Raw genomic sequence first — 21,064 nt, 5'->3', positions numbered from 1 at the left:
TTGATTTAGTGTGTTGATCTAAGGGATGTTTAGGGATATGATAATGACTATCATTTACAATAACATTTATGGACTCACTTGCTATGAAAATATTACTTAAGCCTGCCAAGACATTAAGTGCAACTTTTTTACTCGCTTCTGCGATTTTTGCACAACCGGCACTTGCTAACGGCCCAATTGGTGAGCATGTTAATCACCTTCAAGCTAATTTAAAAACCTACAACGAAGACGTTGAGTGGATGGTTTCAAAGGTTGATACCCTAGTAAGCGATTACGAGAAAAAAGGCGCTAAAGCAGTTAATACTGATGACTTAATTGAGTACTGGGAATCGGTTAAATTTCACAGCGCCATAGAAACAAATTATGTCCCTGTGTATGCCTCTATTTGGCAAGGTTTGTATGGCATAAAAATGGCTATCGACAACAAAAAACCAGCCTCAGAAGTACGTTTGCAGCAACAAGCAATGAACAATGCTTTATGGCAAGGCCTAGGCGCAGTTAAGCTAGCGGCTCAGTTTCAACAAAAAGGGTTATTAAAAAGCGTTAAAGCCACAGCAACAAAAGAAATGACGCAAAGCGCGACCATTGATGAAATTAAACACAAATTAGACCGAGTGGTCGCTAAATACGCAGAACGTTTAAGCGATGAAGCAACAAGCATAGTTCACGATACTTACCTGCATTTATTTGAAGGTGTAGAAGGCACACTCATTGAGCAAGACGCTAACTTAGTAGAAGTACTTGAAAAAGACTTTAACGTAACCCTACCGCAAGCTATTTCAGGTAATAAAACAGTAAATCAAGTACGTGAAGTGGTTGTTGATATGCAAACTAAGTTAACTCGTGCACAAACGCTAATTGAAAAAGCAGAAAAGTCACGTAAGGATGTATTTTAAGTGGAACGCAGAACCTTTATTCAAGGCTTAGCTGCGTTAGGGATAGCTGGCGCTTTGCCGCTATCTCTTTCACGCGCGTTTGCCGCTGATATTGCCAACCCCGTGTCGGTGGATACATTACCTAAACTAAAAGGCTCACTCACCCTTTATTTGGGACGTGGTGAAGGTGGCTTATACGAAAACGTTTTACAAGCCATTCAAAAAAAGAACCCGGATTTAGATCTTGCTATTCGACGCGGCCCAACTGCAGCGCTTGCCAACACGATTGTTGCCGAAGCCAAAGCGGGTGTTAAACGTGCAGACTTATTTTGGGCTGTCGATTCGGGCGCTATTGGTTTAGTAACCGATGCAGGGCTTGCTAAACCCATGCCGAGTGATTTATCTGCACAGCTACAGCCACAGTTTAGATACGATGAGTGGGCTCCTGTAACTGGTCGTATACGTACTTTGCCTTTTAATACTGAGCGTTTAACCAAAGAGCAAATTCCAACAAGCATTATGGAAATAGCCGACAGTGATTTGAGTATTGGTTGGGCACCAGCTTATGCTTCTTTTCAATCGTTTGTTACCGCTATGCGAATTTTAGAAGGCGATGATAAAACTGCTAAATGGCTTAAAAAAGTGCAAAAACGCTCAAAAACTTACGCTGGCGAACTCGGTGTAGTAATGGGCGTTGAACGTGGTGAAGTAGATATTGGTTTTGCTAATCACTACTACACGTTACGTTTGAAGTCTGGTAAGCCCGACGCTAAACTCGATCTTGCATTTACAGAGCAAGATGCCGGTTGTTTAGTGAATGCCTCTGGTATTTTATCGCTATCTGACGACCCACTAGCAACTAACTTTATGCGCTATTTACTCAGCGTTGAAGTACAAAGTTATTTAGCGAGCGAAGCGTATGAAATTCCGCTAGTAAATGGCATAAAGCAACCTGATGGCTTGCCTAAATTAACCAGTATTTCGCCACCTAAAATAGACTTAACCCAGTTGGCTGACTTACGTCCAACTATTGACTTAATGCGCAGCAGCGGCGTTTTATAATGCGAATACCACCATCTTATCCTATGGCGCTGCTTGCAGCGCTTGTTACCCTTACTCCTATTTTTGTTTTAATAACGCTTGCCAGTGACGCAAGCTCTTTTTTTGATAGCCATAATTTAACCATTTTAGGAAATACCCTGTCGTTAATGGGCTTAACTGTATTAGGCTCAATTTTAATTGGTGTGCCACTGGCGTTTATTAGCGCTTATGTGCAGCTGCCATTTAAAAAGTTTTGGTTAGTAGTATTTGCCGCCCCTTTAGCTATACCAAGTTATATTGGTGCATTTACGCTTTATGCTGCATTTGGCCCTGGTGGTGAAATACATAACTTACTTGGTTTTGAAACCCCTTCTATGTATGGCTTAACTGGCGCCGCCATTGTAATGACCCTATATACCTTCCCATTTGTAATGATGACAACCCGCTCCTCCCTACTTAGTCTTGATGCCAGTATGGTCAATGCAGCGCGTACATTGGGTATGTCGATGACACAAAGCGTGTTTAAAGTTATTTTGCCCCGTGTTGTAAATGGTATTGCTGCGGGCTCGTTACTCGTTGCCTTATATACGCTATCAGACTTTGGTACACCAGCAATGATGCGTCTAGATACTTTCACTCGCGTTATTTATGTAGAATATAACGCCTTTGAACTGAGCCGTGCGGCTATGCTGTCTATGCAGCTAATGGTAATTGTTGGCTTTTTATTAATGATTGAATCTCAAATTAAAACTGCGTCTGAACGCCAAGGCCGGCCCCTTATTTTATTCCCAAAAAAATGGCAATTAGGCGCGATGTTTGCCACCTTTGCACCAATTTTATTACTTGCTATTGGCTTACCACTCGCAGTGTTTACACTTTGGCTAGTGCGTGATGGTTTCAGTTCGTTTGATTTTAGTATTGCCTGGCACTCTACTTACGCTTCAGCCATTGCAGCTATTGTTACAGTTATTGTGGCTATTCCTGTGGCGCATGCTGCTTTAACCGGGAAAGCAGGTAAAGTGATGGAACGCGTTACTTACTTTGGTTTTGGTATTCCGGGGATTGTTATGGGCACAGCGCTTGTGTATGGCGGCTTACAACTGCCATTTTTATATCAAACACTGGGCTTGTTGATCATTGCTTATATGCTACGTTTTTTACCACTTGCGGTTGGCTCTGTACGTACCAGCACCGAGCACCTTGATCCAAGCTTAGTAAAATCAGCCCGTGTGTTAGGCGCAAGCCCACGTGAAGCTTTCACACGTATTACTTTACCACTGACTATGCGGGGTATTATTGCAGGTGCTGCTTTAGTATTTTTAGAGTCGATGCGTGAATTAGAAGCCACACTTTTATTGGGTCCAACTGGTTTTGAAACCTTATCTACGTATTTATGGCGTGTTTACGAAGCTGGTTATTTTGGCCGCGCAGCAATACCTGGGTTATTGTTGGTGGTGATTTCGGCGGCGGCTTTAGCTATTATGATGTCTGGCGAGAAACGCAACCAGTTTGAACATTAAGGATTTATAAAAAATGCTATCTGTAAGTCAGTTGTCTATAGATTATGGCAGTAATCGTGTTGTTAGTGACTTAAATTTCACTTTAGGTGAAAGCGAAATTTTAATGCTTGTTGGTCCAACAGGTTGTGGTAAAAGTACTATTTTACAAGCCCTAGCTGGGCTTTTACCAATTAGCGACGGCGAAATTAAAGTTGCTAAATGGACTGCTACACCAAAGCATACTGTAGCCCCTGAAAAACGTAGTGTGGGTATGGTGTTTCAAGACTTTGCGTTGTTTCCCCATTTAACGGTTGAGCAAAATGTGTGTTTTAAACTTAAAGACATCAGCCCTGCCGATCACTGGCTAAAACTTCTTGGTTTAGATGCATTTAGGCATAAAAAACCAGCCACACTGTCAGGCGGACAAAAGCAGCGCGTTGCATTAGCGCGCACCCTAGCCCACCAGCCAGACTTTGTATTACTTGATGAACCACTATCAAATTTAGACGCGGCTTTAAAAGACATGCTACGTTGGGATATACGTAATGCGCTTAAAGAAGCCGGCGTACCCGCTATTTGGGTAACGCACGATCAAGAAGAAGCACTTTCGGTGGGCGATCGCGTGGGTGTACTAAAAGGCGGAAAAATACAGCAAATTGATAGCCCAGAGCAATGCTTTAGTGCACCCAATAATCGCTTTGTGGCACGCTTTCTAGGTGAAGCTAGTTTTATAAAAGGAACGCTGAATAACGGCCAAGCACTTACCGATATTGGTAATGTTCCCGCTCATGGTGTTGACTGTGAAAACGGTGAGGTAGAGGTGTTACTTCGTCCAGATGATGTATTATTAGTACAAAGCAGTGTAGGAAATAATGGCGAAGTAATTTGGGTACGCTTTGAAGGGGGCAGCAGATTATGCGCCATAAAACTAGCCTGTGGTACTGTGGTTACAAGTCGCGTGAGTCATGAAGTAGTGGTAAATCCTGGTGATAATGTACATGTATCGCTTAGTACCTCTCATCCGCTGGCGGCATTTAAAAGCTAGCGCTTTATATATTCTACTTTGGAGGAAACTATGAACGGACCAAATCCAAACAATCCATCACCTATGGAAGGGTTTCCTCAAGTAGGTTATTTAAAAAACTTTATCACCTCTGCGAATATAGATGTTGGTGATTACACCTATTACGACGACCCTGACGGCCCTGAAAACTTTGAAAAAAATGTACTTTACCATTTCGATTTTATCGGGGACCGTCTTATCATAGGTAAGTTTTGTGCGATAGCTAAAGACGTTACTTTTATAATGAATGGGGCTAATCATCAAACCTCCGGCTTTTCTACTTATCCATTTTTTATATTTGGCAATGGCTGGGAAAAATCTACACCTCAACAAGGTGATTTACCTTTTAAGGGAGATACTGAAATAGGTAATGATGTGTGGATAGGTTACAACGCCACCATTATGCCAGGAGTAAAAGTCGGTGATGGTGCCATTATAGCAAGTAAATCTGTGGTAACGTCTGATGTGCCCGCCTATGGCATTGTTGGCGGTAACCCTGCAAAATTGATAAAAAAGCGTTTTGATGATACGACAATTAATAAACTTCTAGCGATTGCATGGTGGGACTGGAGCAGTGAAAAAATCACCGCTCATTTAGATGCCATTACACACTCTGATATAGACGTATTAGCTAAAATTTAATAATTACCACTCAAACATGTAAGCCATTTTACTAATCGTTTTTAACGGTATGTTATGGCTATTGCGTTTTGCGTATAAGTGTTGCATTGATTTATCTTTCACTTCGCCAACAATCACTTCTTTGACCTGGTAGCCTAAAGCAATGGCTGCTTGTGAGTAAGCAATAAATTCCCACTTTTTAATATTGGTGTTATCCACTATTACCAGTTCAATACCTTGTGCTAGGGCATTAATAAAACGCGCCAAGTTTAAATTGTGATATTGCGATAATTTAAACTTATCAAAATGGTACTCACCTTGCTCGTTAACAAAGTAATCATCTGTTGAGCAAATAAAATATTGGCTTTCATCTGCACCGGAAAGTTCCTCGGCGAGATTTTGCGCATAATATGACTTACCACTGCCTGGTAGCCCTCGTAAAATAAAAACTTGTTTCATAGCATCCATTTTTTATTAATACGTCAATTCGGTTTATTTACTAATAATGCCACAAATTGATGAAATTTCAGAGCAACAAATGGTAATAGTGGTTATTTAACTGTAAAAATTGGTTAAAAAAACAACGTACCACTAAAAACTTTTAAAGAGTTGCCCACAACAGTTTTTTTATTTTACTTTACTAGGTATTATACAAGGTTCAAGTGCAGTGACCTCAAATGCTAAATAGCACGAGTAACGCACAGTTAATTTATATAGTTAGGCAACTTATATCATTGGAGTGAAAATGAGCCATTTAGCGATTTCAGAGCTATTAAAAGGCAATGTTGCGGTAGACAGCCAAGTAACCATTAAAGGCTGGATCCGTACACGCCGCGATTCAAAAGCAGGAATATCATTTTTAGCCGTTCATGACGGTTCGTGTTTTGATCCTATTCAAGCGGTAGTTCCTAATTCACTGAATAATTATGATGAAGTTACAAGCTTAACAGCAGGCTGTTCTGTGTCGGTTACCGGTGTATTAGTACAATCAGCAGGACAAGGTCAATCTTTCGAAATTCAAGCTAACTCAGTGACTGTGTTAGGTTGGGTTGAAAATCCAGACACTTACCCAATGTCGGCCAAACGCCACAGCATTGAGTATTTACGTGAACACGCTCACCTTCGCCCTCGCACTAATATGATTGGCGCAGTAACACGTGTACGTAACTGTTTAGCACAAGCAATCCACCGTTTTTACCATGAGCAAGGGTTTTACTGGATCAGCACGCCAATTATTACTGCAAGTGACTGTGAAGGCGCAGGTGAGATGTTCCGCGTATCAACGCTTGATATGCAAAATCTGCCAATGACAGACAAAGACGAGATTGATTACAGCGAAGACTTTTTTGGTAAAGAAGCCTTTTTAACGGTTTCAGGCCAACTTAATGGTGAAACATATGCATCAGCTATGTCAAAAATTTACACCTTTGGTCCTACGTTCCGTGCAGAAAACTCTAATACTTCACGCCACCTTGCTGAATTTTGGATGGTAGAGCCAGAAGTTGCGTTTGCTGATTTAGAAGATATCGCAAAACTGGCTGAAAACATGCTAAAGTATGTATTTAAAGCTGTATTAGAAGAACGCCGTGACGACATGGAATTTTTCGCATTACGTGTTGAAAAAACAGCCATTAGCCGTTTAGAAGAATTTGTTGAAAAAGACTTTGCCCAAGTTGACTACACCGATGCTGTAGAGATTTTAAAAGCGTGTGGCAAGAAATTTGAGTACGACGTTGAATGGGGTGTAGATTTACAGTCTGAGCACGAGCGTTACTTGGCTGAAGAACACTTTAAAGCACCGGTTGTTATTAAAAACTACCCGCGTGATATTAAAGCATTCTACATGCGTCAAAATGAAGACGGCAAAACTGTTGCAGCTATGGATGTAGTAGCACCAGGTATTGGTGAGATCATTGGTGGTTCACAACGTGAAGAGCGTCTTGATGTATTAGATGCACGCCTTGAAGAAATGGGCTTAAACAAAGAAGACTACAGCTGGTACCGCGACCTACGTAAATACGGTAGCGTGCCACACTCTGGCTTTGGTTTAGGTTTTGAACGCCTAGTTGCTTATGTTACAGGTATGGGCAACGTACGTGATGTGATTGCGTTCCCACGTACCAAAGGCAGCGCAACGTACTAAGCTAAGTTTTGTAACGTTAAATAAAAAAACCAACCCGCGGGTTGGTTTTTTATTGTCTGATATATTCATGTGCATAAATACTTGAACAATTTGCCTCCCGCTTAGGGAAGAAAATTGTTATTTAATACTAAATCTTTATAAATATTTTTCGTTTATAAAGCATATTCGAAATTACCCAAAAGCCAATAACATGCAATAAAGCAAAGGTGAACGATGCCAATTTAGCGCTCATAACTAAGGCGAGTTGCTGATACATCCAATCCCCCAAGTTTAGCTCGCCAATATTTATCAATGAATAGCTCAGTACCCACACAGCCGATAATACATAAATAAACAGTGGATTTGATCCATACACAATTAAAGGATTAACAAGACGCTCAGGTTTAACAATGTCGCAAAGCCAAACAAAAAACGCCAACACAATACAGGCAATACCTGATGTGTAAATAACAAAGCTACTGGTCCAAAGTGATTTATTAATTGGCATCACCATTGAGCTCAATTGCCCAATAACAACTGCAACTACACCAATAACTAATAAACGCTTAATGCTTGTCCACTGGCTACTTGTGCTCGTTAATAGGCGCGTTACTTCGAAACCAAATAATACACTCACCACTGCGGGTAGCGTACTGATCAGCCCTTCTGGATCAAATGCGAGCCCTTTACCTTGCCATAAATGCGACTCACCTAGTACGGCAATATCGAGCGCTCTAACTAGGTTATGTTCGAGTGTATAAGCATTTTCAGCGCCAACACTTAACAGTAATAACCAATAAGCAATTAAGGTAATAACCGATAGCGTTAACACCCCTCGCCTATTTAAAAACAACACACAGATAGACGCTAAAATATAGGCTATCCCTATACGTTGCAGTACACCTAATATTCTTAAGTTTTCAATATTGGTAGTAAAGGGATAAATATTTAAAGCTAGACCAATGGTAAATATAATTGCTCCACGTTTAACTAGTCTTAATACTTGGCTAGCACTGGCTGCACTGTTAGTTTTTTTGAACGAAAAAAACATCGCAGAGCCAATAATAAACATAAAAAACGGAAAAATTACATCCGTAGGGGTACAACCATGCCAATCTGCATGAAGTAAAGGGGCATACACATGGGACCACGATCCCGGAGTGTTTACCAGTATCATTAAAGCTATGGTTAGCCCACGCATAGCATCAAGTGCTTTATACCTTGTCATTTTGGCTCCTATTTAATAATTTGTATTTCTACAAATGACAACGCTGTCACTTTGTAGTAAAAAAACTTAAATCGCAAGTAATTTAGATAAGTGGAGTTGTTGAATTAAAAAAGCCGCAGAATCAATAATGAAACGGCGGCTTTAAATCAGAATTTGTTACTTTAGGAGCGGCTTATTGCTGTCCTTTATAGTGCTTGCTCTAACTGTGGTAAAACATCAAATAAGTCAGCAACTAAACCGTAATCAGCTACTTGGAATATTGGCGCATCAGGGTCTTTATTAATGGCAACAATAACTTTTGAATCTTTCATACCCGCAAGATGCTGAATGGCACCACTAATACCCACAGCAATATATAAATTAGGCGCGACAATTTTACCTGTTTGCCCTACTTGCATATCGTTAGGCACAAAGCCCGCGTCAACCGCTGCACGTGATGCACCAATAGCGGCACCGAGTTTATCGGCAATGCCATTTAATAATGCAAAATTTTCACCATTTTGCATACCACGACCACCCGAAATAACCACATCTGCAGCCGTTAGCTCTGGACGCTCTGATTCAGTTTGTTCAACACTAACAAAACTGCTTAACTGTGAATCAGAGACTGCATCTACAGCGGTTACATTAGCTGGAGCTTGCTCGCCTTGTAAATCAAAGCTACTTGCACGTACTGTGATCACTTTTTTACTATCGAGCGATTTAACCGTTGCAATAGCATTACCCGCGTAAATTGGGCGCTTAAATGTATCTGCGTCAATTACGTCAATAATTTCTGAAATTTGCGCTACATCTAATAATGCGGCAACACGCGGCATAAAGTTTTTACCTGTAGTAGTTGCACTTGCCACAATATGACTGTAACTATCTGCAAGTGATAACACTAGATCTGTCATGCTTTCAGCAAGTTGATGCTCATAAACTGCATTATCAGCAAGTAAAACATTCGCAACACCCTCAATGCTCGCGAGTGACTCACTCATGGCGCCAAGGTTTATGCCTGCTAATAATACATCTACGTCAAAGCCTAATTTTTTAGCGGCATTAATCGTTTTTGAGGTTTCTGGTTTTAAGGCACCGTTATCGTGCTCTGCAATTACAAGAGTTTTCATTTAAATCACCTTTGCCTCTGTTTTAAGTTTTTCTACAAGCTGTGCAACGTCTTCAACAATAATCCCGCCGCTGCGTTTTGCTGGCTCCTCTACACTAACTAATTCAATGCGCGGGGCTAAATCTACACCTAGCGAATCAGCCGCAATAACTTCTAACGGTTTGCGTTTGGCTTTCATAATATTAGGTAGCGACGCATAACGCGGCTCATTCAAACGTAAATCGGTGGTGACTATTGCGGGTAAATTAAGTGCAACGGTTTGTAAACCGCCATCAACTTCACGAGTAACATTTACTTTGCCATTTTCAATAACCACTTTAGAAGCAAACGTACCTTGACCACGGTTAGTCAGCGCCGCTAGCATTTGACCTGTTTGATTATTATCAGAATCGATTGACTGTTTTCCTAGAATAACCAGTTCAGGCGATTCTTGTTCAACTACTTTGGCAAGCAATTTTGCTATATGTAAAGACTCTAAATTTTCTTCTGTTTCAACATGAATCGCTTTATCTGCGCCCAAAGCCAGTGCTGTGCGTAATTGTTCTTGAGATGCTTTAGCGCCAATAGTAACAACAACTACTTCGGTTGCAGTACCCGCTTCTTTTAAACGAATCGCTTCTTCTACAGCAATTTCACAAAATGGGTTCATGGCCATTTTTACGTTAGTTAAATCAACACCGCTGTTGTCAGGTTTAACGCGAGCTTTTACGTTGTAGTCGATCACTCTTTTTATTGGTACGAGAACTTTCATAGGGACTCCATAATTATTTAAACCTATAAGCTAACGTCTACGTCAACCTATTTATTTTATGAAATCAGACTACTTCCTGTTGACGTAAACGTCAACCTAAAATAACCTTAAACTATTCACAACCTGTAACGATTAATTTGCATAACAAAGAAACAGGTTGCTTAGCTTACTTTTTGCCAAATAATGCAAAGGTGAGTCCGTCATAGATAAAGAGGTTATTATGATTGAACGCGAAACCATAGAATTTGATGTTGTTGTTGTAGGGGCAGGTCCTGCGGGGCTTTCAACAGCAATTAAACTCGCGCAGCAAGCACAAGAAAAACAACAAGAGTGCATGATATGTGTAGTTGAAAAAGGCTCAGAAGTTGGTGCACATGTATTATCAGGTGCCGTTTTTGAAACCAAAGCACTTGACGAATTACTGCCAAATTGGCAGGAACTCGGCGCTCCTGTTTCGACTAAGGTGGTAAATGATGAGATTTACTGGTTTAACAACGAACATAAAGCAACCTCAATTCCTCACTTTGCTACACCAAATACATTTCATAACAAGGGTAACTACATTGTTTCTATGGGTAATGTATGTCGCTGGTTAGCAGAGCAAGCAGAAAATCTTGGAGTAGAAATATTTCCAGGCTTTAGTGCGCATTCAGTCATTATTGAAGATGATGTTGTAAAAGGCATCATTACTGGCGATATGGGTGTAGATAAAAATGGCAATGAAAAAGACGGTTACATGCCAGGTATGGAGCTACGCGCTAAGTACACAGTATTTGCTGAGGGCTGTCGTGGTCATCTAGGTAAGCAACTGATCAATCAGTTTGCTTTAGACGATGAAAGTTCACCACAGCATTATGGTTTAGGTTTTAAAGAAATTTGGCAAGTTGATGAATCTAAACATCAATTGGGTAAAGTTGTACACGGAACCGGTTGGCCATTAAGTGGCGACACTGGCGGTGGCGCCTTTATGTATCATAGCGAAAACAACCAAGTGGTTGTGGGGTTAATTGTTGATTTAAATTACTCAAACCCACACTTAAGCCCGTTTGATGAATTTCAACGATTAAAACATCACCCTATTTTCAAAAATACGCTTGAAGGTGGAGAACGCATTGCTTACGGTGCACGTGCTATTGCTAAAGGCGGTTTACATTCATTACCAAAAATGCACTTCCCGGGTGGCTTGCTAGTGGGCTGTGATGCAGGCACGCTTAACTTTGCAAAAATTAAAGGCAACCATACGGCTATGAAGTCAGGCATGATAGCCGCTGAAGTTATTTTTAATGCGCTACAAAACAATTTAGCCAATACTGATTTAACCCAGTATAGCGATGAGTTTAAAAAGTCATGGGCGTTTAAAGAGCTGTATCAGTCTCGTAATTTTGGCCCTGCTATGCATACCTTAGGTAAATTTGCAGGCGGCGCATATAACACGCTTGATCAAAATATATTTAAGGGTGCCCTACCGTTTAGTTTTAAAGATAACGTACCTGATCATGCAACTTTAAAAGACGCTAACCAAGCTGAAAAAATTAACTACCCTAAGCCTGATGGCAAACTCAGTTTTGATAAGCTTTCTTCAGTGTTTTTATCTAATACCAATCATGAAGAATCGCAGCCGTGTCACTTAAAACTAAAAGATGCATCAATTCCGATTAACGTTAACTTAGTTAAATTTGACGAGCCAGCACAGCGCTACTGCCCTGCCGGCGTTTACGAAGTACAAGAAGTAGAAGGCGAGCAATCCTTTGTGATCAACGCGCAAAACTGTGTGCATTGTAAAACCTGTGATATTAAAGATCCGAGCCAAAATATTACCTGGGTAACTCCCGAAGGTGCTGGTGGCCCTAACTATCCCAATATGTAACAACCTTTCTATAGAAATTATAAACTTATCCTAAATTGCAGGGGCTTCGGCCCCTTTTTTGCGCTATGCTGTTAAGTAATATGAATGAATGAGAGTGTGTTATGGCGTCGTCGAGTGTAATTTTTCGTTTTTTAGCAGAACCAACCGATGTAAATTTTGGTGGTAAGGTGCATGGCGGTGTGGTCATGAAGTGGATTGACCAAGCGGGTTATGCCTGTGCTGCGGGCTGGAGCGGCCACTACTGTGTAACGGTATCGGTTGCGGGCGTTAAGTTTAGCCGTCCTATCTTAGTTGGCCAAATTGTTGAGGTTGAAGCAAAAATTGCACACACCGGCAAAACCAGCATGCAAATTTTTATTCAAGTTCGCTGTGGCGACCCGAAAACGCAAAACTTAGTTGAAACCAATCACTGTGTTATTAGCTTTGTTGCTATGGATGAAACGGGTTACCCTGTGGCGGTACCAGAATTTAAATCGGTTACCGATGAAGACAAAAAGCTTGAGAACTACGCAATTAAAATGAAGCAAATAGCCATAGAAACAGAAAACTTATTAGATAAAGTTTAATTTAGTTGCTTTTATAGGTATGTAGAAACTACAACAACTTGTAAAAGCTACAATTTTTTAATTTTTATGGATTAACTGCACGCTGAACACCTGATTGTTTTGCGTGCCAAAAACACCATAATAGCTTAACAAACACACATAAAGACTATATATTAGGCTAAATAATACTTGGCACGCTCACTGCAATTAGTAAATCGACGTTTGATGAAATAATTCATCGATATTACTTTTTAAAGGAGCTATATAATGATTAAAACACTTTCTCTTTCTGCACTTGCTTTAGCAACACTGGGTTTTAATTCAGCGGCACAAGCTGATGTTACCGACATGGACTCTCCGCGTATTTACACTGGTATTGGTTATGGCCAATATTCATTTCAGTTTGAAGATAGCGAAAACGACACCGACTTTGATGACGACGCGCAAATGTTAAAAGGTTACATTGGTACCCAATTTAATGAACATTTAAGCCTCGAGCTTGCCTATCTAAATTTTGATGAAGTGAGTGATATAGACAGCAAAGCTGAAATTGATGGCGTATCGTTAGCAGCACGTTTTGCAGCGCCTATTACTGAAGACTTTTCTGTTTATGCAAAAGGTGGTTGGTTTGAATGGGATGCAGACGTTACTCAAGAACTTCCAGTTGGCAGCGTAAGCGCATCTCAAGATGGCGGCGACGTATTTTACGGTGCAGGTATTGAATATGCATTTACAACCAATATGCAAGTGCGTTTAGAGTATGAGCGTTACGAATTAGAAGATGATATTGATCCAGAAATGGATGTTGCGTCAGTATCATTCCAATACATGTTTTAATAATAGCTTAATTGTTAAAACGCTAGGTAAGGCTATTTTCAGCCTTACCTTTTTTATTTCACATTTAAACCTGTTAGTCTAAAAATAAAATATCCCCAAATTAAGCTAATGCCAGCAACGTCAATAAAAGGTAGAATAACGCTCTATTTTTTCTATAACCGAGCATTATGAGCGATTATCAAATTTCGGCTATTGGCCATATTCAATCTCCTTATAAACAAAAATTTGCCATTCCTAGGCAACCTAGATTAGTACCCGAGGCTAAAGCTAAACTGATTTTTGCCAAAGAATTTAATCGTGAAGAATTTGTTCGCGGATTAGATGAATTTAGTCATATTTGGCTGTTATTTCGTTTTCATGAAACTGCTGATAAAGGCTATTCAGCAATGGTTCGCCCGCCGCGCCTTGGCGGTAATGAGCGTAAAGGCGTATTTGCTACTCGTGCTACTTTTCGTCCAAATGCTATTGGCATGAGTGCAGTAAAGTTGGAGGGAATTGAGTATACAAAGGGCCAGTTGGCGTTATTGCTCGCCGGTATTGATTTACTTGATGGCACACCCATCGTAGATATAAAACCTTATTTACCCTATTCAGACTCATTACCCGATGCAAGCGCTGGATTTGCCGATACGCGCCCAGAGACTCAAATGAGTGTTGAGTTTAGCCAACAGGCTATAGAATTTATAAATAAACAAAGTCACTATCCTGAGCTACAAGCGTTTATTAGTAATGTGCTAAAACAAGATCCACGCCCTGCCTACAAAAAGCAAAAACAAGGCGTGCAAAGCTATGGTATGAATTTGTATGAATACAATATTACTTGGCAAGTGACTGACTCTCATCATCTGGTTACTCATATTGAGCTCAGTTAAGCTAACTTTAAAGCCCTGCTATGGCTATAAAATTCGATAAAAAATCACTTAGCGCTTTAGTGTCAATGCAACCGCTGGTAAACTGAGCGCCTTAATTAAAAGAACATATCACTCTATTTCGGAAAAAACATGCGTACTAGTCAATATATACTCGCTACACTTAAAGAAACGCCATCCGATGCGGAAATTGTCTCGCATCAATTAATGCTTAGAGCCGGAATGATCCGTCGCGTCGCTTCGGGTTTATACACTTGGCTTCCCTCTGGCTTACGTGTGCTAAGAAAAGTAGAAAACATAGTACGCGAAGAAATGGATAAAGCCGGCGCAATTGAAATGCTTATGCCTGTTATTCAGCCTGCTGATTTATGGGAAGAGTCTGGCCGCTGGAGTGAGTTTGGTCCTGAGTTAATGCGCTTTACCGACCGTCATAATCGTGAATTTGCCATGGGCCCTACCCATGAAGAAGTGATCACCGATTTTGTTCGTAAAGAAATTAACAGCTACAAACAACTACCAATTACTTTGTACCAAGTACAAACTAAAGTACGTGATGAGCGCCGCCCACGTTTTGGTGTTATGCGTGCCCGTGAATTTACTATGAAAGATGCCTACTCATTCCATTTAACCGATGAATGTTTAGATGCAACGTATCAATTAATGCACAAAGCCTACTGTAATATTTTTGAACGTTTAGGCTTAGATTACCGCCCAGTAATTGCAGATACAGGCTCTATTGGCGGTAGTGTATCGCATGAGTTCCATGTACTTGCTGAATCTGGCGAAGATGCCATTGCTTTTAGTGATGCCAGCGACTACGCCGCTAATATTGAAAAAGCCGAAGCATTAGCGCCAACTGAAGCTCGCCCAGAAGCAAGCAAAGAGTTAAAAGCATTCCCAACGCCTGATGCTAAAACAATTAATGAGCTTAAAAAACACTATGGCGTAAAACCCCATCGCGGTGTTAAAACATTAGTGGTTTATGGTACTCCTAATGAAGACGGCGTACGCGGGCTTGTTGCATTAGTACTGCGTGGCGATCACGAACTTAATGAACTCAAAGCTGAAAAGCACCCATTGGTTGATTCTCCACTTGAAATGGCAACCGAAGCAGATATTGTTGCTGCCATTGGCGCAAAACCAGGCTCTTTAGGCCCAGTTGGCTTAAACATGCCTATTATTGTTGATAGAACAGCGGATGTAATGGCTGATTTTGTAGCCGGTGCCAATAATGATGATGAGCACTTTAGCGGTATTAACTGGGATCGCGACGTAACAAACTACGAAGTTGCTGATATCCGTAATATTGTAGAAGGCGATCCTAGCCCGTGTGGTCAAGGCACGTTGCAAATTAAGCGCGGTATTGAAGTGGGTCATATTTTCCAACTAGGTACTAAGTACTCAGAAGCATTAAAAGCAGGTGTACTAAGCGAATCAGGTAAAAACCAAATAATGACTATGGGTTGTTACGGAATTGGTGTATCGCGTATTGTTGCTGCAGCTATTGAGCAAAATAACGACCAATACGGTATTACATGGCCTAAAACCATAGCTCCTTTCGATTTAGCAATTGTGCCAATGAATATGCATAAATCGCATCGTATTCCTGATATTGCTAATAACCTATATCAAGGTTTAAAAGATGCAGGCCTAGATGTGCTATTTGATGACCGTAAAGAGCGCCCTGGTGTTATGTTTAACGACATGGAATTACTTGGTGTACCTTACACTCTTGTCATTGGTGAGCGAAACCTTGATGAGAATAAGGTAGAACTTAAAAACCGTCGCACAGGTGAAAAACTCATGATAGATATTGATAGCGCGATAGAAACTATTAAAACGCAATTTAAATCATAAGTCTTAAGTTAAAAAAAACCGCTGTATGATTTTTTCATACAGCGGTTTTTTATTAATAGCTTATAAACCAAGGTTCGCTTATCTAGTTCTAGATAAACACTAAACCTAAGCATATAGCACTCTCTCTTAATGATAATTTATAAAAAAGGTCGCTGTGCGACCTTTTTTTATACTTTGCAATTAAAATGGTTATCTAAACAACACGTCTTCGCGGTTAAACCACTTAACACAAAATGCCAGTAGCGCACCGGCTATCAGTGCCGTAGCTAAAAATATCAATCCAACCAGCGTGTAATCGACTGTGCCTTTAATAATTTCTTTAATCGCTAAAGCGACGTTAGTAACCGGAATAAAGGCTGTTTTAGTAGTAAGTTCCATATTAGGCATAACAGAAATAACAATTGGGAAAAACACCACTATACTTAACGGCGTCATGTAATTTTGTGCTTCTTTAAACGAACGTGCATAAATTGATATAGCCAATGCTAATGAAGAAAAAATGGCTGCAACTGGCAATAGTAATACAAAAATCATTAGCAAGTCTGTAATGCCTAAAGTGCTAAACGCAGCTTTAATAAACTCTAGATCAGCAAATGCGAGTGCTAAGGCTATCCACCCACCCATACTAATCACCGTAATAGTAGTTGATGCGATTGAAGTAGTGAGTAGAGTAATAAATTTACCCAATACGAGCTCGGTACGAGTAATTGGTGTAAGTAGTAAGGTTTCTAACGTGCCACGTTCTTTTTCACCAGCGCCTAAATCAATTGCTGGGTAACTTGCCCCCATTAGCACTAACGGAATAAGTAAATAAGGTAAAAGCCCACCCATCTTTTCACCTAAGTTTTCACGTTTGTCTGCAGTATCAACTTTAACCACATTAATAGGCTTTAAAATAGATTGTTGTGCGCTTTTATCGATACCAAAGCTCAATAGCTTACTTTCTTGAAGTGTATCGCTGTACTCTTTAGCAAGCTCTTTTACTCGCTCAAATAAAAAGTTAATTGATTTTGAATCATTAAATACAACTTGCCATTCACTTTGCTTTTTATCATCTAATGTTTGCACTGCATCGCTTGGTAAGTATATGCCCATGTCGATATCGCCAGCAGTTACGCCTGCTTTTAGCTCCTCAACACTATTGAAGGTTTTATCGCCTTTATATAACTCAAAGCTTTTATGATAAAACACTTTATCAGTAAATTCTGGAGCAAAGTCGCCATTGATAATCGCATAGGTGTTTACCTTTTGCTCTGCATCAAGCGCGGCTTGTGAAGAAATAAACGCAACCACAGCAAATAACAACGGAAAAACCACTATCGGAAATACCACGACGAACAACAAGGTTTTTTTATCGCGTAGCAGCTCGGTTAATTCCTTTTTAAAAACTTCAAACATCTTGCTTCTCCGTTAATATATTCATAAACGCTTGGTTTAATTCTTCGCTGTTACCCGCTTGTTTAAATTCAGCGAGCGTGCCATCAAAACAACTTACACCTTCATTAATAACCGCTACACGGTCACATAAAAGCGCAACTTCATCTAAATGGTGCGTAGAAAATATAACAGGAGTGCCTTGTGCTTTTAAGCCTTTAATAAAGTTAATTACTGTTTGCGTGGTCATAATATCAAGCCCGGTAGTTGGCTCATCAAGAATAACAACATCTGGGTGATGCACCACAGCACGCGCAATGTTGGCTTTTTGCTTCATACCGGTTGATAAGTTTTCAGCACGCTTATCAATAAATTTATGCATATCGAGTAAGGTAAATAATTCTTCACAGCGTGCCTTGATTGCTTGCTTGCTCATGCCATGTAGCTTTGCAAAATATTCGATATTTTCTTCTACCGTTAAACGGCCATATAAACCAGTAGAGCCAGACAAAAACCCGATAGATTTACGCCCAATGAGTGGCTTTTTAATTATGTCATTTCCAGCAATAGTAATACTGCCATCATCCGGTTTTAATGCGGTTGAAATCATTCTTAAGGTGGTGGTTTTACCCGCGCCATTAGGCCCTAACAGCCCTAATACTTCGCCTTTTGCACAGCTAAAGCTGACATTTTTTACTGAATGAAAAAAGTCTTTATCTTCGCGTGGGTCTACTTCATCTGTTTTATTTTTTTCATGATCTTTAGTGAGCTTAAACTTCTTCTTAAGCGCTGTGACTTCTATCATTTTCGTGTCCTTCGTTTCGGTCTAAAATAGTCCGTGTTGTCGTAAAATGATGAATTGTTATTCTCCTCAAACCAACCAGGAACACCTAATAAAGGTAAAGGTGAAAGCTGTTTATTATCGGCTAAACAATCATCATTTTTAATCATCTCATAAAGTCGCTGATCTAGGTACTGGTACTGAGTTACTAAATCTTTACAAAATATTTCATCGGGTACATTTACAAATAATGCTTTTCCTGTGAGCCCAATATAAGGTTTGGTCAACATTTCGTAATTAGCGTGGCCAAAGATGAATGGCGCTATAGTTTTACCCCACAGCTCTCTATGCTGTATAAACGCTGTTTTCCATTGGTGGTCTCTTAAGCATGCTTTCCAATTTGAATCACTAATAGCTAAAACTACGCCACACTCGTCAAACAGGGTTAATGCGTTACGATGTTTACTGCGTTGTTTTAAACCATGCACTGCTATTTCATCTACATGACGCTGATTGATTAGGGCTTTTGTTTTTGGAAATAAGCACCAAATAAAACCACCAAACAGATCATGCCAGTTTTGTTGGCGCGTGGGGACTTCCCCTGTTTCAAAAATTACTTGTTCATAATAGCGCTCAGCAAAGTCAACCTTGGCATCATCGACAAAACGAATGGGGAGATTATTTGCGTTTATGGCATTTAAGTACGGGGCAAAATACGCAGGTTCTGGCCAGTCTATTTGTTGATGAATTTTAAACAGCTGACGTAAGTGAGCAAATGCCCCTGTGTTTAGGCTCGTTGCTTGGAATTGTTCTGGGGGAGTAAAACGCTTCATTGTTACCTTTACTGTACATTTTTATCCCTAACAGTTTACCGCAAAAACTGGTTCTAATTAACAGAAGTTCATATACTAGGGCCACTTAGAACAAAAAAAGAGCCAATATGAAACGTTATTTTTCTTTGACCTTAATCACAACCGCGATTCTAGCGGGTTGTGCAACAACAAGTATCACTTCTGACGATGTCGCGAAAGGCTATAACAGCATTCAAGCCGATGAAATTGCTAAGCATGTAAAAGTGTTAGCTTCTGATGAATTTGGTGGTCGTGCTCCTTCATCTGAAGGTGAAAAGCTTACGCTTAACTACTTAACAAAAGAATTTACTGCATTGGGCTTTGAACCGGGTAACGGTGATAGTTTTTTCCAAGAAGTCCCGCTTGTATCATTAGAAGCAGACTCTGACATGGTGCTTAATATTGGCGGTAAAGACTACCAATACAAAAAAGACATGGTAATGGGTAGTAGCCGTATAAGTGCGCAAGAAGGGATTGAAAATTCAGAGCTGGTATTTGTCGGCTACGGTGTTAACGCACCTGAATATAATTGGAATGATTACGAAGGCCTAGATGTTAAGGGTAAAACCGTCGTGATGCTGGTAAATGATCCTGGTTTTGCAACTAAAGATCCAAACTTATTTACCGGTGATGCCATGACCTATTACGGGCGCTGGACTTATAAATACGAAGAAGCAAGCCGTCAAGGTGCAGCGGGCGCTATTATCATTCATGAAACGGCTCCTGCTTCTTACCCTTGGTCAGTGGTTGAGAACTCGTGGAGTGGCGAGCAGTTTGGTTTTGTAAAAGATAATAACAACATGGATCGTGTTGCTGTTGAAGGTTGGGTTACTGTTGATGTAGCAAAAGAGCTATTTACTAAAGCAGGTCTTGATTTTGATACTGCTAAAGCAGAAGCAGCTAAAGGCGCTTACCATGTAGATATGGGCGATTTAGCTGCCACTGTGAATGTAAAAAATACCATCAAAAAATCGGTATCTTATAACTTTATTGCCACTCTTCCTGGTGGTAAAACGCCAGATGAGCATATTATTTACTCTGCGCATTGGGATCATTTAGGAACGGATAAAAATCGTAAAGGCGATCAAATTTATAATGGTGCCCACGATAATGCGACAGGTACAGCCGGTATGATCGAAGTGGCTGAAGCCTTTACTAAACTAGGTAAACGCCCTGACCGCTCAATGACCTTTTTAGCGGTAACCGCTGAAGAACAAGGTTTGCTTGGCTCAAAATATTACGCCGCTAACCCAGTTATTCCGGCAAATAAAACCGTTGCTAATATTAATATGGATAGCTTAAACCTATTAGGAAAAGTAAAAGATATTAGTGTGGTGGGTATTGGTAAATCGCAAATGGATGAAATACTAGCAACGGCTGCTAAAGAGCAAGGCAGAACAGTATCAGGCGATCCTAAGCCATCTTCAGGTGGTTACTACCGCTCAGATCACTTTGCCTTTGCCAATATGGGCGTACCTGCTATGTATGCCGGTGGTGGTTCAGAAGCATTTGACGAAGAAACGGCTAATTATCGCAAGCGTATGAGTTTAGTATTGCGCGGTTGTTACCACCAGCCTTGTGATAGATATCGTGATGAGTGGGATTTATCAGGTGCGGTTCAAGATTTACAACTATTTTATAAAGTAGGTTTTGATATTTCACAGCAAACTCAATGGCCTACTTGGAATGAAAACTCAGAGTTTCAACGTAAATAAGCGTTTTCAAGCAACCACTCAAATGATATTGATTATCATTTAATAAAATAGTACAGT

General features: G+C 40.3%; 19 protein-coding genes. 12 read left to right on the top strand and 7 right to left on the bottom strand.

What is annotated here, in order from left to right; all coding sequences use genetic code 11:
• The first annotated feature begins 83 nt into the window (after positions 1 to 83).
• From CWB76_RS05865 to CWB76_RS05845, 5 genes are read left to right on the top strand one after another with little or no spacing between them, the layout of a single operon-like run.
• A complete protein-coding gene (locus CWB76_RS05865; protein WP_054201198.1) occupies positions 84 to 896 on the top strand; it encodes a hypothetical protein in 813 nt (270 codons plus the stop codon).
• A complete protein-coding gene (locus CWB76_RS05860; RefSeq protein WP_054200975.1) occupies positions 897 to 1,937 on the top strand; it encodes an ABC transporter substrate-binding protein in 1,041 nt (346 codons plus the stop codon).
• Positions 1,937 to 3,436 carry an ABC transporter permease gene (locus tag CWB76_RS05855; RefSeq protein ID WP_054200976.1) on the top strand — a complete coding sequence of 500 codons (1,500 nt, stop codon included), beginning with the start codon at positions 1,937 to 1,939 and terminating at the stop codon, positions 3,434 to 3,436. Before CWB76_RS05860 ends, CWB76_RS05855 begins: the two co-directional genes overlap by 1 nt.
• A gap of 13 nt (positions 3,437 to 3,449) precedes the next feature.
• Positions 3,450 to 4,460, top strand: a complete 1,011-nt coding sequence (locus CWB76_RS05850) for an ABC transporter ATP-binding protein (RefSeq protein ID WP_138606136.1) — start codon at positions 3,450 to 3,452, stop codon at positions 4,458 to 4,460.
• Between the two features lie 30 nt (positions 4,461 to 4,490).
• Complete coding sequence (locus tag CWB76_RS05845) at positions 4,491 to 5,120, top strand: Vat family streptogramin A O-acetyltransferase (protein WP_138606134.1); 630 nt, start codon at positions 4,491 to 4,493, stop codon at positions 5,118 to 5,120.
• Between the two features lie 3 nt (positions 5,121 to 5,123).
• Here CWB76_RS05845 and CWB76_RS05840 read toward each other — a convergent pair whose 3' ends face one another.
• Positions 5,124 to 5,558, bottom strand: a complete 435-nt coding sequence (locus CWB76_RS05840; RefSeq protein WP_008113825.1) for an ATP-binding protein — start codon at positions 5,556 to 5,558, stop codon at positions 5,124 to 5,126.
• A 286-nt stretch (positions 5,559 to 5,844) separates the two neighbouring features.
• Here CWB76_RS05840 and asnS point away from each other — a divergent pair, with 286 nt between their 5' ends.
• The gene (asnS, locus tag CWB76_RS05835) at positions 5,845 to 7,242 is read left to right on the top strand and encodes an asparagine--tRNA ligase (protein ID WP_138606132.1); all 1,398 of its coding nucleotides are present in this window, start codon (positions 5,845 to 5,847) and stop codon (positions 7,240 to 7,242) included.
• Between the two features lie 127 nt (positions 7,243 to 7,369).
• Here asnS and CWB76_RS05830 read toward each other — a convergent pair whose 3' ends face one another.
• The 3 genes from CWB76_RS05830 to CWB76_RS05820 all read right to left on the bottom strand — a co-directional run bounded on the left by CWB76_RS05830 (position 7,370) and on the right by CWB76_RS05820 (position 10,311).
• Positions 7,370 to 8,449: an acyltransferase family protein gene (locus CWB76_RS05830; RefSeq protein ID WP_138606130.1), complete on the bottom strand. Its 1,080-nt coding sequence runs from the start codon at positions 8,447 to 8,449 to the stop codon at positions 7,370 to 7,372.
• Between the two features lie 185 nt (positions 8,450 to 8,634).
• Positions 8,635 to 9,561, bottom strand: coding sequence for an electron transfer flavoprotein subunit alpha/FixB family protein (locus tag CWB76_RS05825; protein ID WP_008113818.1), 927 nt, complete (start codon positions 9,559 to 9,561; stop codon positions 8,635 to 8,637).
• Positions 9,562 to 10,311 carry an electron transfer flavoprotein subunit beta/FixA family protein gene (locus CWB76_RS05820; protein ID WP_008113816.1) on the bottom strand — a complete coding sequence of 250 codons (750 nt, stop codon included), beginning with the start codon at positions 10,309 to 10,311 and terminating at the stop codon, positions 9,562 to 9,564.
• Positions 10,312 to 10,531: 220 nt separating this feature from the next.
• On the opposite strand from CWB76_RS05820, the gene CWB76_RS05815 reads away from it, so the two are divergent.
• From CWB76_RS05815 to CWB76_RS05795, 5 genes are all read left to right on the top strand, one after another.
• A complete protein-coding gene (locus CWB76_RS05815; RefSeq protein ID WP_138606128.1) occupies positions 10,532 to 12,178 on the top strand; it encodes an electron transfer flavoprotein-ubiquinone oxidoreductase in 1,647 nt (548 codons plus the stop codon).
• A 101-nt stretch (positions 12,179 to 12,279) separates the two neighbouring features.
• Positions 12,280 to 12,744: an acyl-CoA thioesterase gene (locus CWB76_RS05810; protein WP_008113812.1), complete on the top strand. Its 465-nt coding sequence runs from the start codon at positions 12,280 to 12,282 to the stop codon at positions 12,742 to 12,744.
• A gap of 246 nt (positions 12,745 to 12,990) precedes the next feature.
• Positions 12,991 to 13,560, top strand: coding sequence for an outer membrane beta-barrel protein (locus CWB76_RS05805; RefSeq protein WP_138606126.1), 570 nt, complete (start codon positions 12,991 to 12,993; stop codon positions 13,558 to 13,560).
• 167 nt (positions 13,561 to 13,727) lie between these two features.
• Positions 13,728 to 14,432 (top strand): tRNA (N6-threonylcarbamoyladenosine(37)-N6)-methyltransferase TrmO, encoded by a 705-nt coding sequence (gene tsaA, locus CWB76_RS05800; RefSeq protein ID WP_138606124.1) that lies wholly within the window; start codon positions 13,728 to 13,730, stop codon positions 14,430 to 14,432.
• Positions 14,433 to 14,561: 129 nt separating this feature from the next.
• Positions 14,562 to 16,286, top strand: coding sequence for a proline--tRNA ligase (locus CWB76_RS05795; RefSeq protein ID WP_138606122.1), 1,725 nt, complete (start codon positions 14,562 to 14,564; stop codon positions 16,284 to 16,286).
• A gap of 189 nt (positions 16,287 to 16,475) precedes the next feature.
• Here the strand turns inward: CWB76_RS05795 and CWB76_RS05790 are convergent, their stop codons facing one another.
• From CWB76_RS05790 to CWB76_RS05780, 3 genes are read right to left on the bottom strand one after another with little or no spacing between them, the layout of a single operon-like run.
• Positions 16,476 to 17,684, bottom strand: coding sequence for an ABC transporter permease (locus CWB76_RS05790; protein WP_138606120.1), 1,209 nt, complete (start codon positions 17,682 to 17,684; stop codon positions 16,476 to 16,478).
• Positions 17,677 to 18,465, bottom strand: a complete 789-nt coding sequence (locus CWB76_RS05785; protein ID WP_138606119.1) for an ABC transporter ATP-binding protein — start codon at positions 18,463 to 18,465, stop codon at positions 17,677 to 17,679. The genes CWB76_RS05790 and CWB76_RS05785 overlap by 8 nt, the downstream gene beginning before the upstream one ends.
• Entirely contained in the window at positions 18,462 to 19,274 is an 813-nt protein-coding gene (locus CWB76_RS05780; protein WP_138606117.1) for a DUF3025 domain-containing protein, read from the bottom strand. Before CWB76_RS05780 ends, CWB76_RS05785 begins: the two co-directional genes overlap by 4 nt.
• A 107-nt stretch (positions 19,275 to 19,381) precedes the next feature.
• Between CWB76_RS05780 and CWB76_RS05775 the strand changes: the two genes are divergently transcribed.
• Positions 19,382 to 21,007, top strand: coding sequence for a M28 family metallopeptidase (locus CWB76_RS05775; RefSeq protein WP_138606115.1), 1,626 nt, complete (start codon positions 19,382 to 19,384; stop codon positions 21,005 to 21,007).
• Positions 21,008 to 21,064: the final 57 nt, after the last annotated feature.

Source organism: Pseudoalteromonas sp. S1609 (assembly GCF_005887255.1).
In the GTDB taxonomy this organism is placed as follows: domain Bacteria; phylum Pseudomonadota; class Gammaproteobacteria; order Enterobacterales; family Alteromonadaceae; genus Pseudoalteromonas.
This window is presented reverse-complemented; position numbering and strand designations above follow the sequence as displayed.

Excerpts from the sequence above, each read along its gene's own strand:
- CWB76_RS05825 (WP_008113818.1), bottom strand. The coding sequence starts at position 9,561 with ATGAAAACTCTTGTAATTGCAGAGCACGATAACGGTGCCTTAAAACCA.
- CWB76_RS05775 (WP_138606115.1), top strand. The coding sequence starts at position 19,382 with ATGAAACGTTATTTTTCTTTGACCTTAATCACAACCGCGATTCTAGCG.
- CWB76_RS05830 (WP_138606130.1), bottom strand. The coding sequence starts at position 8,449 with ATGACAAGGTATAAAGCACTTGATGCTATGCGTGGGCTAACCATAGCT.
- asnS (WP_138606132.1), top strand. The coding sequence starts at position 5,845 with ATGAGCCATTTAGCGATTTCAGAGCTATTAAAAGGCAATGTTGCGGTA.
- CWB76_RS05780 (WP_138606117.1), bottom strand. The coding sequence starts at position 19,274 with ATGAAGCGTTTTACTCCCCCAGAACAATTCCAAGCAACGAGCCTAAAC.
- CWB76_RS05840 (WP_008113825.1), bottom strand. The coding sequence starts at position 5,558 with ATGAAACAAGTTTTTATTTTACGAGGGCTACCAGGCAGTGGTAAGTCA.
- CWB76_RS05855 (WP_054200976.1), top strand. The coding sequence starts at position 1,937 with ATGCGAATACCACCATCTTATCCTATGGCGCTGCTTGCAGCGCTTGTT.
- CWB76_RS05805 (WP_138606126.1), top strand. The coding sequence starts at position 12,991 with ATGATTAAAACACTTTCTCTTTCTGCACTTGCTTTAGCAACACTGGGT.
- CWB76_RS05815 (WP_138606128.1), top strand. The coding sequence starts at position 10,532 with ATGATTGAACGCGAAACCATAGAATTTGATGTTGTTGTTGTAGGGGCA.
- CWB76_RS05845 (WP_138606134.1), top strand. The coding sequence starts at position 4,491 with ATGAACGGACCAAATCCAAACAATCCATCACCTATGGAAGGGTTTCCT.
- tsaA (WP_138606124.1), top strand. The coding sequence starts at position 13,728 with ATGAGCGATTATCAAATTTCGGCTATTGGCCATATTCAATCTCCTTAT.
- CWB76_RS05785 (WP_138606119.1), bottom strand. The coding sequence starts at position 18,465 with ATGATAGAAGTCACAGCGCTTAAGAAGAAGTTTAAGCTCACTAAAGAT.
- CWB76_RS05810 (WP_008113812.1), top strand. The coding sequence starts at position 12,280 with ATGGCGTCGTCGAGTGTAATTTTTCGTTTTTTAGCAGAACCAACCGAT.
- CWB76_RS05820 (WP_008113816.1), bottom strand. The coding sequence starts at position 10,311 with ATGAAAGTTCTCGTACCAATAAAAAGAGTGATCGACTACAACGTAAAA.
- CWB76_RS05865 (WP_054201198.1), top strand. The coding sequence starts at position 84 with ATGAAAATATTACTTAAGCCTGCCAAGACATTAAGTGCAACTTTTTTA.
- CWB76_RS05795 (WP_138606122.1), top strand. The coding sequence starts at position 14,562 with ATGCGTACTAGTCAATATATACTCGCTACACTTAAAGAAACGCCATCC.
- CWB76_RS05850 (WP_138606136.1), top strand. The coding sequence starts at position 3,450 with ATGCTATCTGTAAGTCAGTTGTCTATAGATTATGGCAGTAATCGTGTT.
- CWB76_RS05790 (WP_138606120.1), bottom strand. The coding sequence starts at position 17,684 with ATGTTTGAAGTTTTTAAAAAGGAATTAACCGAGCTGCTACGCGATAAA.